16 protein-coding genes are annotated in these 16,168 nt (G+C 38.1%); 15 read left to right on the top strand and 1 reads right to left on the bottom strand.

Translation table 11 applies throughout. The features are described 5' to 3' along the window. Window positions 1-10: 10 nt before the first annotated feature. The 13 genes from Q3C15_RS01175 (at window position 11) to Q3C15_RS01115 (ending at window position 12,893) form a co-directional block, all read left to right on the top strand. Entirely contained in the window at window positions 11-1,633 is a 1,623-nt protein-coding gene (locus Q3C15_RS01175) for an ATP-binding protein (RefSeq protein ID WP_302703566.1), read from the top strand. Between the two features lie 225 nt (window positions 1,634-1,858). After that, complete coding sequence (locus Q3C15_RS01170) at window positions 1,859-3,058, top strand: acetate/propionate family kinase (RefSeq protein ID WP_302703564.1); 1,200 nt, start codon at window positions 1,859-1,861, stop codon at window positions 3,056-3,058. A gap of 42 nt (window positions 3,059-3,100) precedes the next feature. Next, complete coding sequence (locus Q3C15_RS01165) at window positions 3,101-3,376, top strand: hypothetical protein (RefSeq protein WP_283577384.1); 276 nt, start codon at window positions 3,101-3,103, stop codon at window positions 3,374-3,376. Window positions 3,377-3,575: 199 nt separating this feature from the next. Then, window positions 3,576-4,484 carry a restriction endonuclease gene (locus Q3C15_RS01160; protein ID WP_283577385.1) on the top strand — a complete coding sequence of 303 codons (909 nt, stop codon included), beginning with the start codon at window positions 3,576-3,578 and terminating at the stop codon, window positions 4,482-4,484. A 31-nt stretch (window positions 4,485-4,515) separates the two neighbouring features. Then, window positions 4,516-4,803 (top strand): HigA family addiction module antitoxin, encoded by a 288-nt coding sequence (locus tag Q3C15_RS01155; RefSeq protein ID WP_283577386.1) that lies wholly within the window; start codon window positions 4,516-4,518, stop codon window positions 4,801-4,803. Window positions 4,804-5,042: 239 nt separating this feature from the next. Next, window positions 5,043-5,927, top strand: a complete 885-nt coding sequence (locus Q3C15_RS01150; RefSeq protein WP_204779051.1) for an alpha/beta hydrolase — start codon at window positions 5,043-5,045, stop codon at window positions 5,925-5,927. A gap of 138 nt (window positions 5,928-6,065) precedes the next feature. Further along, window positions 6,066-6,938, top strand: coding sequence for a YitT family protein (locus Q3C15_RS01145; protein WP_057828025.1), 873 nt, complete (start codon window positions 6,066-6,068; stop codon window positions 6,936-6,938). Window positions 6,939-6,956: 18 nt separating this feature from the next. After that, complete coding sequence (locus Q3C15_RS01140) at window positions 6,957-8,135, top strand: CDP-glycerol glycerophosphotransferase family protein (RefSeq protein WP_302703560.1); 1,179 nt, start codon at window positions 6,957-6,959, stop codon at window positions 8,133-8,135. A 23-nt stretch (window positions 8,136-8,158) separates the two neighbouring features. Further along, window positions 8,159-9,322, top strand: a complete 1,164-nt coding sequence (locus Q3C15_RS01135) for a glycosyltransferase (RefSeq protein ID WP_302703558.1) — start codon at window positions 8,159-8,161, stop codon at window positions 9,320-9,322. Window positions 9,323-9,324: 2 nt separating this feature from the next. Next, window positions 9,325-10,533: a hypothetical protein gene (locus tag Q3C15_RS01130; RefSeq protein ID WP_302703556.1), complete on the top strand. Its 1,209-nt coding sequence runs from the start codon at window positions 9,325-9,327 to the stop codon at window positions 10,531-10,533. Window positions 10,534-10,547: 14 nt separating this feature from the next. After that, entirely contained in the window at window positions 10,548-11,582 is a 1,035-nt protein-coding gene (locus Q3C15_RS01125; protein WP_057828028.1) for a glycosyltransferase, read from the top strand. Continuing rightward, window positions 11,579-11,983: a glycerol-3-phosphate cytidylyltransferase gene (gene tagD, locus Q3C15_RS01120; protein WP_057828029.1), complete on the top strand. Its 405-nt coding sequence runs from the start codon at window positions 11,579-11,581 to the stop codon at window positions 11,981-11,983. The genes Q3C15_RS01125 and tagD overlap by 4 nt, the downstream gene beginning before the upstream one ends. 1 nt (window position 11,984) lies before the next feature. Continuing rightward, entirely contained in the window at window positions 11,985-12,893 is a 909-nt protein-coding gene (locus Q3C15_RS01115) for a deoxyribonuclease IV (protein WP_204779049.1), read from the top strand. Between the two features lie 35 nt (window positions 12,894-12,928). On the opposite strand, the gene Q3C15_RS01110 is transcribed toward Q3C15_RS01115, so the two are convergent. After that, window positions 12,929-13,132 (bottom strand): hypothetical protein, encoded by a 204-nt coding sequence (locus tag Q3C15_RS01110; RefSeq protein ID WP_057828031.1) that lies wholly within the window; start codon window positions 13,130-13,132, stop codon window positions 12,929-12,931. Between the two features lie 160 nt (window positions 13,133-13,292). On the opposite strand from Q3C15_RS01110, the gene Q3C15_RS01105 reads away from it, so the two are divergent. Together Q3C15_RS01105 and arcA are read left to right on the top strand one after the other, a co-directional pair. Beyond that, entirely contained in the window at window positions 13,293-14,627 is a 1,335-nt protein-coding gene (locus Q3C15_RS01105; RefSeq protein ID WP_204779048.1) for a D-serine ammonia-lyase, read from the top strand. 275 nt (window positions 14,628-14,902) lie between these two features. Next, window positions 14,903-16,144, top strand: a complete 1,242-nt coding sequence (gene arcA, locus Q3C15_RS01100; RefSeq protein WP_204779047.1) for an arginine deiminase — start codon at window positions 14,903-14,905, stop codon at window positions 16,142-16,144. The last annotated feature ends 24 nt before the right edge of the window (window positions 16,145-16,168 follow it).

Below are 16,168 nucleotides of genomic sequence, written 5' to 3'. Positions count from 1 at the left end.
GTAATTAATTATGAAAATTGATGAGCTTTTTAAAGATTCAGAAGATAGCAATGTTAAAGAGAATTACTATATAGGGAGAGTTACTCAAATTTTTTCTGATAGTATTTATATCCAGTTTGAGAATTTAAATACATCTTCGTCAAGAATTTTTTTAGGAGATTATTTACGTCCAGGGAAAGTTGGAGAATACGTTGTTATTGATGATTTTCCATGCCCATTGATTGGAAAAATAGAACAAATTAAACTAAAAGATAGTGATAATGTGCATCAATCGTTAAAAAATGCAGATGATGAGACTATTTATCCAACAGGTAAAATTCAAATTATTGGCACAGTTAACATTATTGATGATGAAGTTAAAGTAGAATTTGATGGTTTCAAAGTCCCAGAATTAGCGCAAAAGGTTTATGTTTGTTCAAATAAGATTGTTAAAGCAATTGATGCTACACTTTACAGAAAAAAACCAAAAGAAAATGATAGTATTTCATTTTGTAATTTTCATGATGGTGATAAATTTCAAATTGCTGTTGATGATTTATATCAACAACACTTAATGATTGTTGGGAGTACCAATAGTGGTAAATCAACGTCAGCATTATCAATTATAGATAAATCATTAAAAAGAGGTGTTAAGTATCTTATTTTAGATCCAACTGGAGAATATTCAGAAAGCTTTAATCTCTGTGAAAATATTGATAAATATACATTAGGGGAAGATTTGCATGTGGAAAATGGTTATATTCGAATAACACAATGGTGCGATATGATAGGAACAAATAAAGAAGCACAACCAGCGGAATTAAATAAGGCTATAGAATGGTTAAAGTTACAGCATCAAGAGGGAAAAAACGAGGCATATAAGTACATTAATAAAGGAATTTCAGACATAAAAAAGAGAAATCTTAAAAATAAGAGTGAAAATTTTGATATTTCTCTATTGAGTAGTCAAATATTTGAACAATCAGTAAGTATTGGTAGGTATAGTAAAGTTTATGAATATAACTCATTCAAACAAGGGCCTAATGAATATTTAATAGATAAAATAAACTTGCTAATTAGTGATAATGAATTTATGAAAATTTTTAATTTTACTGGTAATGAAATTGAAAGTAAGTCTTTACAATCTGTATTGAAAGAGTTTTATTTTAATGAAAATTCTCTATATATTAATTGTTCAAAAATCAATAATATTAGCGTAATGTCAGTATTCATTTCAATTTTAATTGATATAGTATTTTCAAATAGCTTAGAATTTGAAGAAAGGAAACCATTTGTGTTTTACCTTGATGAAGCTCATCGGTATATGAGAAATGAGGTTTCAAAAGAAGCTTTAATAAGAATCGCACGTGAAGGGCGTAAATATGGGATATTTATGAATTTGACAACGCAAAGTCCTAATGATGTTCCAGATATTTTATTAAGTCAAATTGGGACATTTATTATTCACCGACTATCTCATAATTCAGACATTCAAACAATGTTAGGGTTTACTAAAGAAAATGTAGGATTACAATATCTAAAACAAGGAGAAGCAATTTTAACAAGTGTTCATTTAACTCAGGATGTTAAGATTGATGTAAATAAAAGTAAACTTACGCATAAAAATAGTACACCGAGTCTATTAAATAAGTAATATTGAAATTAGGAAGAGGAGTCAAACAAAGTAATTGTTGGCTTCTTTTTAATTTCTATAAATACAGTTATAATTAACCTAAAATTTTCAATTTCTATAAACATAATTATAATTAAACGGATTTTTCAATTTTTTATAAACGTAATTATAATTTTTTTGTTTTAACTTCATATTGAAACCGCCTCCATTACATCATAAAATTAAATTGCAAAGGAGGCATTTTTTATGAATAAAATTTTAGTAATCAACTGTGGGAGTTCGAGTTTAAAGTTCAAACTTTTTGATGACCGAGGGGAAGCGGTTATTGTGCAAGGGTTAGTTGAACGGATTAGCCAGCAAGAATCACCAATTAAGATCAAGTATGGGGAGCAGGTTGCGAAGTTTATCGTTGCTATTCCTAATCATACGACTGCGTTGCAATTTATTTTCAATCAACTAATTAAGCTAGGAATTATTTCAAATTTAGATGAGATTCAGGCTGTCGGACATCGCGTGGTTGCAGGGGGCGAATACTTTGATCGGTCGGTTGTAATCACTGAAGATGTGATGAATAAGATCGATGAGTTATCCGAACTAGCACCGTTGCACAATCCAGCAAATTTAACTGGAATTAAAATTTGCAAAAAGCTGTTGCCGCATGCAATGGGCGTGGCAGCGTTTGATACGTCATTTCATCATACCGTGCCGGAAAAGAATTTTATGTATAGTGTTCCGTACGAATGGTATTCGAAATATCATGTTCGCCGATATGGAGCGCACGGAATCAGTCACCAATACATTGCAATGCAGACCGCAGCGATGATGAATAAGCCGCTTGATGAATTAACGATGATTTCATGTCATTTAGGAGCTGGTTCGTCAATTTGCGCAATCAAAAATGGAAAATCATATGATATTTCAATGGGCTTCACACCGCTTTCAGGAGTGCAGATGGCAACCCGGTCGGGCGATGTTGATGTTTCACTTGTTTCATACATCATGAAGAAGTTACATATTAATAATATTGATGAAATGATCTACATCTTGAATAAAAAATCTGGATTCAAGGGCGTTTCAGGTATTTCGGCTGACATGCGCGATGTTGAACAGGCCGCAGCAGATGGCAATCAACGGGCGCGGTTGGCAATTGAACTGTATGTCAACAGTGTGATTCGATATATTGGACAATATATTGCCGAATTGCAAGGCGTTGATGCCATTACTTTTACTGCTGGAATTGGTGAAAATGCGATTGAAATTCGCGAACGGATTTTGGAGCATTTCAACTATCTAGGATTAACGGTTGATCATGAACGGAATGATGTTCGGGGCGAAAAACGGTTAATTTCCGGTGATAATTCAAGTATTCAGGTGTTTGTAATTCCAACTGACGAAGAGCGGATGATTGCGATGGATGTTCGCCGGCTATTGCAAAAGATTCAGTAATGAATTATTATTTAAAATAATTTAGAGATGGGAGAGAAAAAGATGAATTCACGGTTACATGACTACGTTAAAAAGCATTACGAAAATGGTGATTATGGGAATTACTATGATGGCGAATATGAATATCATTACGAGAATTCCACTCGCGATGTGCGGGATGATTATGAACTAGGATTTCAAAAAGGAAAAGCAGACCGATTTAATCATTTTCACTTCTTTCCGTTAAAATTGTTTAAAAAACTCAATCAATTATTTCATGGAAAGTTACATGAAATAATTGATTATGTTGAAGGTTATCGGGCAGCATTTCGGCGTTGAGTGTGAAAAGCATTAACTGCATTATGCGGTTGATGCTTTTTTAATTAACGATATTAATTTAATATATGGTTTTATCATATGTGATGATAAAGAAAGTAACTGGAAAGAGTATTTTTGGATGTTTTAGTGTGATAAACTGTTAGAGAATTAAAGCGTAAAAACCAGAATAAAGATTTATACATCAGAAAGAAGAAAAAAGATGAAAGATTTTGCTGAAATGAAACGTAAAGAACAAGAAGCTTTTTTGATGTCTCCAATTTTAAATGAATTAAAAAAATTAGGTGGTCAAGCTACGACCAAAGAGCTTCGCAAAGCAGTTGTAATGAATACCGAAGAAATTCCTGAAAACATTTTATCTGAAACTAAAATGTCTAGTAAAGGGAATTCATACAACCCGTTTAATTATTCATTTAATTTTTCTTTAGCAAATTTAGAAATGGCGGATTTCGTAAAACGGCCTAATCGAGGAGTAATTGAATTGACTGAAAAAGGCAGAAATTTCGAGCAAAATTCACAAATTTTAGCAAGTGAGGTTTATAAAATTTCATTGCCTGAATGGAAAAAACGTAGTGAACGGAATAAAAGAAAGAATCGCCAATTAGAAGATGCAAATGAAAATCAAGCGGAGGAAACTTTAGAAGATAGTTGGCGTTCAGAATTACTGAATGCTTTAACAAATCTTTCACCTACAAAGTTTGAATTTTTCTGTAGAGCATTAATGCGCAAGATGAATATCGAAGTCGATGAAGAGGTTGGTGTTGTTTCTGTTGGTGATGGTGGAATTGATGGATATGGCTATTTAACGACGGATGATTTTCGTACTGCCCGTGTTGCAATTCAAGCTAAGAAATGGAATCCATTTAATCTAGTTTCTTCTCCTGAAATTGATAAATTCAGGGGTGCAATGGACAAGTTTCGAGCAGATTACGGAATTTTTATTACAACCTCATCATTTACAAGAGAAGCGAAGAAAGCATCAAGAACAGGAACATCTGTAATTACGTTAATTGATAGTGATCATTTAATTGACTTGATTGCAAAGTATAAGTTATTTGTAGAACCGGTAACAGTTTATCAATTAAGTGATTTTTTTAATGAAAGGGATTAATTTTATTGAATTGCTTATAAGGAGTAACCAAATGAATCAAATCCCAACACCTAAAATCAGTGAAATCTTGAGAGAAGAGTTTATGATTCCATTTAATTTGTCAGCTTATGCGCTTGCAAAGGCAATCCATGTTCCGGTATCACGAATTCAAGATATTCTTAACGATCATCGAAAGATAACTGTCGATACGTCAATTCGATTAGCAAAGTTTTTCGGTGTATCAGACAAATATTTTTTGAATTTGCAAAATGATATTGATATTTGGAATGCAGAAACTGAGAATTCGCAAGATTATGAAGAGATTGAATTGATTCAATAAAAATTGGAAGGTGTGACAAAACGTTAAAAACGAGCGTGGTGGAAGCAGAAAAACGAACGAATCGCGCAGTAAAGATTCGGAGATTTTCGAACTTCCCTAGCTTCGCGTCGCAGCTCGTTTGTTTTGGAACCCGACTATGCGGATATAGCAAAAAGATTGTGACATAAGTCGCAATCTTTTTTTGATATCCATGCTATAATATCCGCAAAAGGAAATCACAAACTTTTCGGAGGAATATTATGGCAACCCAAGAACAAATTCAAGCAATTATGAAAATCAGAAGAAAATGGCAAGCGGAAGATGATCAGAGGGATAATGATCTTCCAAGGGTTTTTGACGGTGTTGAACGCACCAATGACCTTCAATATGGCGATGATCCGCAATGGAATCTACTCGATGTTTACCGTCCGCAAAAACGAAACGGAAAATTACCGGTCATTATTTTGATTCATGGAGGTAATTGGTGTTATGGATCAAAGGAAACGTATCAATATTACGGAATGCGGCTTGCTCAACGTGGTTTTGCAGTTGTGAATGCAAGTTATCGCCTTGCGCCCGACGTTGTTTTTCCAGGTGAATTAGATGATGTTGACCGGTTTATTCATTGGACGGTTGCGCATGCAAATGAATTTGATTTTGATTTAGAAAATGCCGTCTTATCAGGAGATAGCGCTGGCGGCCAAATGGCTTTACAGTATTTAACAACGTGGGCAAATCCGACGTACCGGAAGTTATTTGGTTATTCGCGGCCGGCAATTACTTTTCGGGCAGGTATTTTGAATTGTGCGCCGTACTTTATGCTGACTCAAAAGTTATGGCCGGCAACCCAAGCTTACTTTCCAAAGAAAGTGCTGACCGAAAAGAAAACGATGATGGCAACCGAAGAAAGTTTCACGGATGCATTGCCGCCGTTGTACATTGCGACGGCAAATCAAGATTTTTTGCGGGATGATTCGATGAAATTTGCCGGCTTTTTGATGGCGCATCATCATCCGCATGTTGCGAAGGTCTATGGTGATGATCAGCATCCGCGGCAGCATGACTTCATGATCAGTCAGAAAGATAAACTTGCTGAGCAAGTGCTCGATGATGAAATCCAGTTTATTCAAAAGAATCTTAAATAAAAAATTACGGAATTGTGACTTTTATCACAATTCTTTTTTATTCCTTTACAGGCGCTTTTAAACATTGATAAAATTAGGAATGAATGTATATAATGATAGGAAATATCATTGATAAGAGAAAAGTGGGTAAAGAAAAATATGAATGAACTTCAGAAAATGTGGAAGAAACACATTTACTTATCACGGGCGTCAGCAGCGTTGATTTACGGGTTGTTGGTGTCAGTTGCGATGAACTTTTTCTGGGATCCCGGCCATATTTATTCATCGGGAATCACTGGGCTAGCTCAGCTCCTGAATTCATTATTTAAGCACACGCCGGTTCCGATTACAACCGGAACGTGGATTTTTTTGCTGAACTTGCCGTTAATTGTGTTGGCATGGAAACAGATTGGCCACCGTTTTACCGTTTTCACGGTTATCGCGGTTGTGTGCTCAAGTGTAATGATTAAGCTGCTTCATCCGACCGTATTAACCAAAGATCCGTTGATCTGTGCGATCTTCGGGGCAATTCTTAATGGGTACGGAACCGGGTATGCATTGAAGAGCGGAATCTCAACTGGTGGGCTGGATATTATCAGCTTGACGGTTCGGAAGTTAACTGGGAAGTCAGTCGGAACCGTTAATATTATCTTCAACACGTTTATTGTTTTGGCCGCTGGATTAGTTTATGGCTGGCCGTACGCCTTCTACTCAGCAATCGGGTTGTTTATTAATGCCCAAGTAATGGATGCCGTTTATACGCGGCAACAAAAGATGCAGGTCATGATCGTAACTACCAAGCCGAACAGCGTTGTTGACTGTATTCAAAGCCACTTACGGCGTGGAATTACCATTGTACACGGAGCTGAAGGGGCTTACCGGCATGATGCGAAGACGATCCTCTTTACGATTATTTCGCGGTATGAAATTCCGGATTTGCATGAAGCCCTCAGGGAATCTGATCCGAAGGCGTTTGTAAGTATTACCGAAAATGTTCACACGATTGGTCACTTCTATGAACCGGAGCCGTAAGTTGGGTGAGGGATTGGTTTGAAAAAAGTAATTTACATTTGGCTCGTTAAACTGGTTTCACGATGGAAGCGGGTGAAAGATCCGCAAGCCATTGTATACCTGATGAGTTTTGCGGGAAATGAACATTTGATCAAGGCATTTGCCGATTTAGCCAAGCAGTTGGGAAGAAATTTTACGGTTTTATATTTGCCGCAATGCAAAGCAGCGGCAGCGAAACTTGCGGCTGAAGGAATTCAAACTATCGAGTTTACGGACGGGTTTGACTTTGTCTTTCATAAGCTGCAGCTGGTGATGCAAGCACGGTTACTGTTGTGCGATAACTACTATGCCTTTTTAAGCGGATGTGCTTTTGATCACCAACAAACCCATGTCGTTCAACTTTGGCATGCAAACGGAGCAATCAAGACGTTTGGGTGGGAAGAATTAACCACGGCCCAACGTTCAACAGCAGATAAGCGCCGTTTCCAAAAAGTTTACGATCAGTTTGATGAATATTTGGTCGGATCAAAGAAGATGGCGCAGGTATTTGCACAAAGTTACCATGTCCCGCAAACCCGAATGAATGTGATTGGTTATCCTCGGACAGATGAGCTGTTTGATAAAAATTGGCAAATGCAAGTTTCTAAAAATATTAAACGAAAACATCCTGATATCGTAAGCAAAGAGATTATTTTGTATACACCAACTTACAGGGAGAATGAAGTTGGCAAACCGGTAATGAACCTTCCTGAAGATTTTGGCCAATTTGTCAATCGATTATCCGGGAATCAACGACTGATTATTAAACTCCATCCGCACGTTAAAGCGGCTGAAAAGCAATTCAAACAACAGTTGGATTCAGATAAGGTCATTTGGGTCGATGATTTTAGTACTAATGACTTATTGCTGGTCGCTGACCGGTTGATCACGGATTATTCATCGGTCATCTTTGATTATTCTTTGTTACCAAACGCAAAGCAGATCCTGTTTTACTGCTATGACTATGATCAATATGCTCAACGGGTCGGGATTCAAGCCGATTTTAAGTCTTGGATTCCCGGCAAGATGGTGACGACTACGGCGGATTTGATTAAGAAAGTGCAACAACCGTTGGAAGCAACTGATTTTACGCAGTTTAACCAATTATGGAATACGGCCAATGATGGCCATGCAACTGAGCGGGTTTTACAGACTGAACTGAAATACATTCAAAAATAATTTTAAAGAAGGAGATCTCCAAAATGCGGAAGCGAATTACAGTTCTGGGATTTTTTAGTGAAGATATTGGATTAACGTGTTTTTTCAAAACGAATTACCGGGCATTATTAGCTGACGGGTATGAATTTAATATTATTAATATCGCAAACTATCGCCCAGCACGGGAATTGAAACATTTTGGAAACTATTACGAAGTTCCATTTTACTTTACCGATATTAAGGATAAGCACTTTTTACGGAAACGGCGGGCATTTAATCACCAGCTTCATCAGGTTTACCGCGAATGCTTGTTAAATAGTGATGTAATCCACTTGTATTTGAATATGCTATGTGATCCGGTTTCGATCGTTTATGCGCGCCGGTTGGGATTTGACCGGGTGATCGTCCACGCATACTCGAACCTTGAAGGAACGATGAACCTGACCAGTCGGCAGTTGCAAAAGGTTGGCAGGCGAATGGCGGAAGTTTACGGAACGGACTTTTTGGCAGTTACGCAAGGCGCAGCGGACTTTTTCTTCTCGTCACGCATTCAACGTAGTCCGCGCTTTAAGTTGCTTTCTGATGGGATTGCGGTGCGGAAACAACGGTATCATGAGGAACAGAACATCTATTATCGCAAACGGTATGATATTAATGAAAATGATTTTGTAATTGGAAACATCGGGCGGTTTATTGACGTTAAAAATCAATCATTTTTGATTGACAGCTTCAATTTGTTCCAAAAGATCAATCCGAATGCGAAGTTAGTTTTAATTGGCGATGGACCAAAACTTGAAGAAGTACGGCAAAAGGTTTACCAATTACATTTAGAAGGTCGCGTGATCTTTACCGGCTACCTTGAAAATACGGAAGAAGTTCAAAATATTTTCGATGTTTTTGCTTATCCGGCTGAATCGGGCGGATTATCATTAGCGTTATTACACAGCCTTGCCAATGGAGCGAAAGCGGTTGTTTCGCAACGGCAACCGGCCGAAGTGCAAACGTTGGGGGCAGTAACGGCACTTTCAATTGATAATCCGCAAAGTTGGGCGGATGAATTTCACTCATTGAGCTTAGAAACAAATAACCGGTTTGAACAAAGTTATAACACAATGAATGAATTGATCGAAAAGGGATATACGATCTCAACTTCGACGAAGGCTCTTCGAAAACTTTATGGCAAACCTCAATTGGAGGATGATTATTAAAGATGCGGGCAGCAGTTATTGGATATAATATTTTTGCGGTCGGCGGCACGACGCAAAGTAATTTGAATTTATTAACAACGTTAAACCAGCATTATACTTCAACAGTTTACTTTAATTATTTACCGTTTAATGCAACGGATACTCATCAATTAAAAAGACGGCATCACGGACTAGCGAAGACGCAGTTTGCATTGATCAAAGACCTGTTTGAACAGGAGAGCCAATCGGTGGGTCCATACGACGTCATTTGGATCACGCGGGAAGATCTTTTCCCGTTAAGTACGATTTTTCGGAATGCCAATCCGCAAGCATTGATCGTCGGCGAGGTTCACACGCCGTTAGCGCTTCTTGATGACAATCTTCCAGGATTAAATGATTTATCATGTGTCCGGGTTGCAACGCCATCGATCAAGGAAGCGTTTGAAGAGCGATACAATTTTAAACGCATTTATGTGCAAACGGTCGGCCTTGACCACTTAAAATGGGGTAAGATCGATGATCAATTAAGTCCAAACTTTGTAGTTCAAAGCCGGTTCTTTGAGAAGCAAAAAGACATTATGTACAGTTTACGGCTGATCAACGATTTGAAACAGCATGGAAAGACGAATTTTCATCTGTACATTCAAGGGACAGGCGCGGATGAATTTGATTATCGCAGCTACATTGACGGGAATCATTTACGTTCAATGGTTTCAATCAATCGGCCGCTTCCACGGCATTATACATACCTTTCAACGTCGAAGTTTGAAACCCTTGGATATTCAATTGCGGAAACGGTTGCGCAAGGTCATCAAGTGTTGGCCTATTTGGGTGATGATGATGTAATTTATGAAAACTTCAAGGATGTGCCGATGGTTCATTGGATCGAAAAGCATAGTCTGGCTGAGGATGCTGACAAAATGATCGCAATCAGTCAGCATGCGGTCACGACCGATGAGTTTGAACAGTCCCAAGCAGCATTAAAAACAATGGCCGCAGATTACTATTCAAGGTTTATTGACCGAACGCATCAGTTTGAAGACCTTGAATTTAATCTCCAACCGTTAACGGATAAGGATAAACTTCAAATTCAACAAACAATTGAAAATAAGTTAGGACCATTGAACCCTGGATTGACCCGGCGAATATATTACCGGATGATCAAAGCGCCGATTTTTAAGAAAATTTTTGGATTGCGCTTTTTCCAACGGGTGAAGAAAAAAGTTAAGTAAGAAAGAAGATTTTTATGACAAACTATGTGTTGACCTCTGATATTTATAAGGGCTATAAGCATGCCGGCCCAAAAGCCAAGGCGGATATTAACCAGTTTCTTGGTGAAGTTGGTTATCAAATTTTAGACTTGGATCTGCCGATCAAGCGAATTCAGAAATTGGGGTATCGGATCTTTAAACTGCCGCATTTATTTAAAAATAAGGATGCGGATAAGATTATTTTTCAGTATCCGATGTATACGGTTTTTCTGACAAAAGCGATCATTAAAGAGGTTCGGCGACAAACGAATGCTAAATTAATTTTTGTAATTCACGATTACGAAGCCATTCGGAAATATAAGGGCGACCAAAAATTCTTTAAGGATGAGGTGGCAATTTTTAATGCAGCTGATTGCCTCATTGTTCATAGTCAGGCAATGAAGGACAAGATGCGCCAAAACGGAGTGACAACGCCCATGGTAATCCTCGGGGCTTTCGACTATTACAATCCGCAAAAACTGGTTGAAAATCATGAATATCACCGGTCGATTTGTTTTGCCGGCAACCTTGAAAAGTCTTCTTTCCTTACCAAGTTAAAGTTACAACACAGTCATGCATATCTTTTTGGAATGGATCCGGCCCCGCAATATCCGTCAAATATCTCGTATGAGGGCCTTTACCAAGCGGAAGAATTGCCGAAATACTTAAAGGGTGATTTCGGATTGGTTTGGGATGGTACATCGCTTGACGGAAATGGCGGAATTTATGCGGATTACCAGCACTATAATGCGCCGCATAAGACATCTTTGTACCTGAGCTCTGGAATGCCAGTCATTGTTTGGAGCCAGGCGGCAATCAGTAAGTTTGTTCTCGATGAGCATGTCGGAATTGCGGTTGAAAGCCTTGAAAATCTTGACGAAACCCTGCAAAATATTAGTGCAGATGAATATTTTGAATTGCAAGCCAATGCGCAAAAACTAGCTGCAAAATTGCGAAATGGAATGATGATCAAGAATGCGATTCATCAAGCCGAAGAAATCATTGATCAGAATGGAGTGAAGACAAAATGAAACGGGTAATTACATACGGAACATTTGACTTGCTCCACTATGGTCATGTTAATTTACTGCGACGGGCTAAAGAATATGGTGATTATTTAATCGTTGGCCTTTCAACGGATGAATTTAATTGGAAATCAAAACATAAAAAAGCATATTTTGATTATGCGAAACGTAAGCAGCTGCTCGAAGCGATTCGCTATGTCGATTTGGTAATTCCAGAAGAAAGCTGGGAACAAAAGAAGACCGACATGAAGAAATATAAGATCGACACCTTCGTGATGGGTGATGATTGGAAAGGCAAGTTTGATTATCTGAAAGATGAAGGAGTTGACGTGGTTTACCTTCCACGGACTCCTGAAATTAGCACCACGCAAATTAAAACGGATTTAAACGAGAAAAGAGGAAAGTAAAATGCTGATTGGATCACATGTAAGTATGAGCGGAAAAAAGATGTTGCTGGGATCAGCTGAGGAAGCTTTCGGTTATGGCGAAAACACGTTTATGATCTATACGGGAGCGCCTCAAAATACGCGCCGCAAACCAATTGATGAAATGAATATTCCTGCAGGCCAAGCATATATCAAAGACCATGGAATGTCCCACATCGTCGTACATGCGCCATACATCATTAATTTGGGAAACACTAAGAAACCTGACAAATTTGCATTTGCCGTTGATTTTTTGCGGAAAGAAATTGAACGGGCTGATGCTCTCGGAGCAGATCAAATGACGTTGCATCCTGGCGCTCACGTCGGCGCCGGTGCGGAAGCTGCAATTGCGAATATTGCTAAAGGATTAAATGAAGTGCTGACTCCTGACCAGCATGTTCAAATTGCGATCGAAACAATGGCCGGTAAGGGAACTGAAGTTGGCCGGTCATTTGAAGAAATCGCGTCAATGATCGATCAGGTTCAACTGAATGAAAAGTTGTCAGTTACATTGGATACCTGCCATGCAAGTGATGCGGGTTATGCAATCAAAGACGATTTTGAAGGGGTCTTAAATGAATTTGACCATGTGATCGGCCTTGACCGGTTGAAAGTTATTCATTTAAATGATTCAAAGAATCCGCAGGGTAGTCACAAAGATCGCCACGCTAACATTGGATTTGGCGAGATTGGATTTGATGCATTGAGTAAAATCGCCCATTTTGAAGATTTAAAGGAAATTCCAAAGATTCTTGAAACTCCATTTATCGGGCCAGATAAAAATCACAAGTATGCCCCGTATGGATATGAAATTCGGATGCTTAAGGATAATCAGTTTGACCCTGAAATGCAAGATAAGGTTTTGGAGAATAAAGGAAAACTAGAAGATTAAGAAAAATCGGCTTCTCAGAAAGAGAGCCGATTTTTTTAGATGAACAAAACACCGCAGAAAAGAATTAAGTCAAGAATAACAGACCAAATCAGAATTTTCTTTGGATAAAATTTCCGGTAAAAAGTAATGTAAAAGTATGTTTTTCCGAAGTTGAAGAATTTTCCCATCCAGAAGTAAAGAAAATAGAGAATTTCAACTAAAATCAGAAATGCCAAAATGGTCGCTAAAATGTGATGCATCGTTTTCAAACTCCTCGTTAAATAATCATAGTTTTATCGTATCATATTTAATTGAAATCGAGGGTGAAAATCTTGAAATTCGTTGGGTTCGCCAGTGAGAGTATGGTATGATAACCGTAGTGTGAATACAAACATAAACCAGGTAATTGGAGGTCCAAAAATGAAGATCAATATTGACAAGTATATTGCTGAACAACCTGCATTGGAAGATATTAAAAATCAAAAACCAACTTTTTGGGTAAACCCATACAAAGTTGCGGAAGATGAGATTTGGAATCATGAAGAGCTTGGCTTAGCGGATATTGAAGCCGCTGAAGCCGATTTAGAACGTTATGCTCCAATGATTGCTAAACTTTTTCCGGAAACGGCAGCGACCGATGGAATTATTGAATCTAAGCTTGAAAAGTTGGATAAGATGCAAGCTGAAATTGAAAAAAATCATGAGTTTCATGGCCAGTTATACATGAAAATGGACTCTGATTTACCGGTTGTTGGTTCGATTAAAGCCCGTGGTGGCATTTATGAAGTTCTGAAGCATGCCGAAGACATTGCATTGCAAGAAGGTTTATTGAAGTCGAAGGAAGACGACTATACCAAATTAGTTACTCCGGAAGCCAAGAAGCTTTTCAGCCAATATAAAGTCCAAGTTGGTTCAACCGGAAACCTTGGAATTTCAATCGGGGTAACGGCTGCTGCACTTGGATTCGATGCGATCGTTCACATGAGCTATGATGCTAAGCAATGGAAGAAAGACTTGTTGCGTGAAAAAGGTGCAAAGGTCATTGAATATGATACGGACTTTAACATCGCCTTGAAGAAAGGCCGGGCTGAATCCGACGCTGATCCAAAGAGTTACTTCGTTGATGATGTGAAGTCACGCATTTTATTCTTAGGATATGCAACATCTGCTTTACGGGTAAAGAAGCAATTTGAAAAGCAAGGAATCAAAGTTGATAAGGATCATCCAGTCTTTGTATACAGTCCAGCTGGTGTGGGTGGCTCATCAGGCGGTACGTTATTTGGAATGAAGGCCGTCTTTGGTGAAGCTGCACGGGTCTTCCTTATTCAACCAACCCATTGTCCAAGTATTCCGTTGGGAATGGTAACTGGTTTGAATAATGATGTTTCGGTAATGGATATTGGTCTTGACGGCAAGACGGAAGCTGATGGATTGGCATGTCCAAGTCCATCAACGTTCTCTGGCGATTACATGAAACCAATGCTTGATGGCGAATTTACGGTTCGCGATGGCGCATTGTTTGATTATTTACGTGAACTTCATTCTTCAGAAGATATGATGATCGAGCCATCATCATGCGCAACGTTTGAAGGCCCAGTTAAATTATTTGAAAACAAATACGCCAAGCAATTTATGAAAGATAATGGATTGGATCAAATTCAAGACAATATTATTCATCTGGCATGGGCAACGGGCGGTTCAATGGTTCCAGATGAGATTAATCAACAAAACCTCAAAACATATTTAGATGACTAAAAATCAAACCTTTAAGTTAATCGAAAGCTGGTTTTAAAACAGCTTTCGATTTTTTTATGGTTAATTGAAATGATTATAAGAAATCTAATTTTATGTTAATTAATTACTAAATAGAAAATTAATTGATATATCAACGATTAGTAATCAATTATTTAAAAAAGCAAAAATTATTTTCTCATAATCATAAATTTTATTGAATAAAATATTGTAATCGCTTACATAAGGTGTTATAAATAAAGCTGTAAGGGAAATAACTTAAAAATGGAGATGATTTTATGGGAAGTCCAATTCATATCACTTCGGAAATTGGGAAGCTTGAGTCCGTTATTTTAAAACGGCCTGGACACGAAGTGGAAAACATTACACCTGACACAATGGAAAGATTGCTTTTTGACGATATTCCATACTTGCCAATTGCTCAAGAAGAACATGACTTCTTTGCTGATACCTTACGTCAAAATGGCATTGAAGTTTTGTATCTTGAAAAATTGGCTGCCGAAGCAGTTGCAGATCCTGAAGTTAAAGATCAATTCCTTGAACAGATGATCAGTGAATCAGGATATCTCAGTGGTCCAATCCATGATGCTTTGAAGGAATACTTATTGTCATTTGGCAATCAAGAGATGATCAATAAGATCATGGCAGGGGTTCGGAAGAATGAAGTTGATTTAACATATCAAAGTCTTCAGGAATTAGCCGAAGATGCTGATTATCCATTCTACATGGATCCAATGCCGAATTTGTACTTCACGCGTGACCCTGCTGCATCAATTGGGGACGGGTTATCAATTAACCGGATGACATTTAAGGCACGTCAACGTGAATCAATGTTTATGGAATACATCATCAAGTATCATCCACGGTTTGCTAATAAAGGCCTTCATGTATGGCGGAGCAGAAACCACACAAGCCATATTGAAGGTGGCGATGAACTGGTCTTAAGTGATCACGTATTTGCAATTGGAGTTTCACAACGGACAACGGCAAATGCCATTGAAGATATTGCAAAGCACTTATTTGAAGATCATAAATCAAACTTCGATACGGTAATTGCCATTAAGATTCCACACAACCACGCAATGATGCACTTAGACACAGTATTAACGATGATCGACTACGACAAGTTCACGGTTCACCCAGCAATCCTTACAAAAGGTGGCAAAGTTGATACTTATACTTTGCACCCAGGTAAGGAAGATGGCGAACTTGAAATCAAGTACAACGATGATTTGAAGGAAGTCTTAAAGGAAGCCTTGGGATTAGACGCCTTGGATTTAATTCCAACTGGAAACGGCGATCCAATCATTGCTGCACGGGAACAATGGAATGACGGATCAAACACATTAGCAATTGCACCTGGCGAAGTTGTTACCTATGACCGGAACTACGTATCAAATGACTTGTTACGGAAACACGGTATTTTAGTTCACGAAGTTCGTTCAAGCGAATTAGCTCGTGGTCGTGGCGGCCCACGGTGCATGTCAATGCCAATTGTTCGTCAAGATTTAAAAAAATAAAAATATAAGATAAAGGGGAATTTG

Origin of the sequence: Ligilactobacillus sp. 110_WCHN, from assembly GCF_030518115.1 — a bacterium.
Taxonomy (GTDB): domain Bacteria; phylum Bacillota; class Bacilli; order Lactobacillales; family Lactobacillaceae; genus Ligilactobacillus; species Ligilactobacillus aviarius_C.
This window is presented reverse-complemented; position numbering and strand designations above follow the sequence as displayed.

What these genes read in the sequence shown, in the direction of transcription:
- Q3C15_RS01175 (WP_302703566.1), top strand. Translation starts at nt 11, where the DNA reads ATGAAAATTGATGAGCTTTTTAAAGATTCAGAAGATAGCAATGTTAAA.
- Q3C15_RS01170 (WP_302703564.1), top strand. Translation starts at nt 1,859, where the DNA reads ATGAATAAAATTTTAGTAATCAACTGTGGGAGTTCGAGTTTAAAGTTC.
- Q3C15_RS01165 (WP_283577384.1), top strand. Translation starts at nt 3,101, where the DNA reads ATGAATTCACGGTTACATGACTACGTTAAAAAGCATTACGAAAATGGT.
- Q3C15_RS01160 (WP_283577385.1), top strand. Translation starts at nt 3,576, where the DNA reads ATGAAAGATTTTGCTGAAATGAAACGTAAAGAACAAGAAGCTTTTTTG.
- Q3C15_RS01155 (WP_283577386.1), top strand. Translation starts at nt 4,516, where the DNA reads ATGAATCAAATCCCAACACCTAAAATCAGTGAAATCTTGAGAGAAGAG.
- Q3C15_RS01150 (WP_204779051.1), top strand. Translation starts at nt 5,043, where the DNA reads ATGGCAACCCAAGAACAAATTCAAGCAATTATGAAAATCAGAAGAAAA.
- Q3C15_RS01145 (WP_057828025.1), top strand. Translation starts at nt 6,066, where the DNA reads ATGAATGAACTTCAGAAAATGTGGAAGAAACACATTTACTTATCACGG.
- Q3C15_RS01135 (WP_302703558.1), top strand. Translation starts at nt 8,159, where the DNA reads ATGCGGAAGCGAATTACAGTTCTGGGATTTTTTAGTGAAGATATTGGA.
- Q3C15_RS01130 (WP_302703556.1), top strand. Translation starts at nt 9,325, where the DNA reads ATGCGGGCAGCAGTTATTGGATATAATATTTTTGCGGTCGGCGGCACG.
- Q3C15_RS01125 (WP_057828028.1), top strand. Translation starts at nt 10,548, where the DNA reads ATGACAAACTATGTGTTGACCTCTGATATTTATAAGGGCTATAAGCAT.
- tagD (WP_057828029.1), top strand. Translation starts at nt 11,579, where the DNA reads ATGAAACGGGTAATTACATACGGAACATTTGACTTGCTCCACTATGGT.
- Q3C15_RS01115 (WP_204779049.1), top strand. Translation starts at nt 11,985, where the DNA reads ATGCTGATTGGATCACATGTAAGTATGAGCGGAAAAAAGATGTTGCTG.
- Q3C15_RS01110 (WP_057828031.1), bottom strand. Translation starts at nt 13,132, where the DNA reads ATGCATCACATTTTAGCGACCATTTTGGCATTTCTGATTTTAGTTGAA.
- Q3C15_RS01105 (WP_204779048.1), top strand. Translation starts at nt 13,293, where the DNA reads ATGAAGATCAATATTGACAAGTATATTGCTGAACAACCTGCATTGGAA.
- arcA (WP_204779047.1), top strand. Translation starts at nt 14,903, where the DNA reads ATGGGAAGTCCAATTCATATCACTTCGGAAATTGGGAAGCTTGAGTCC.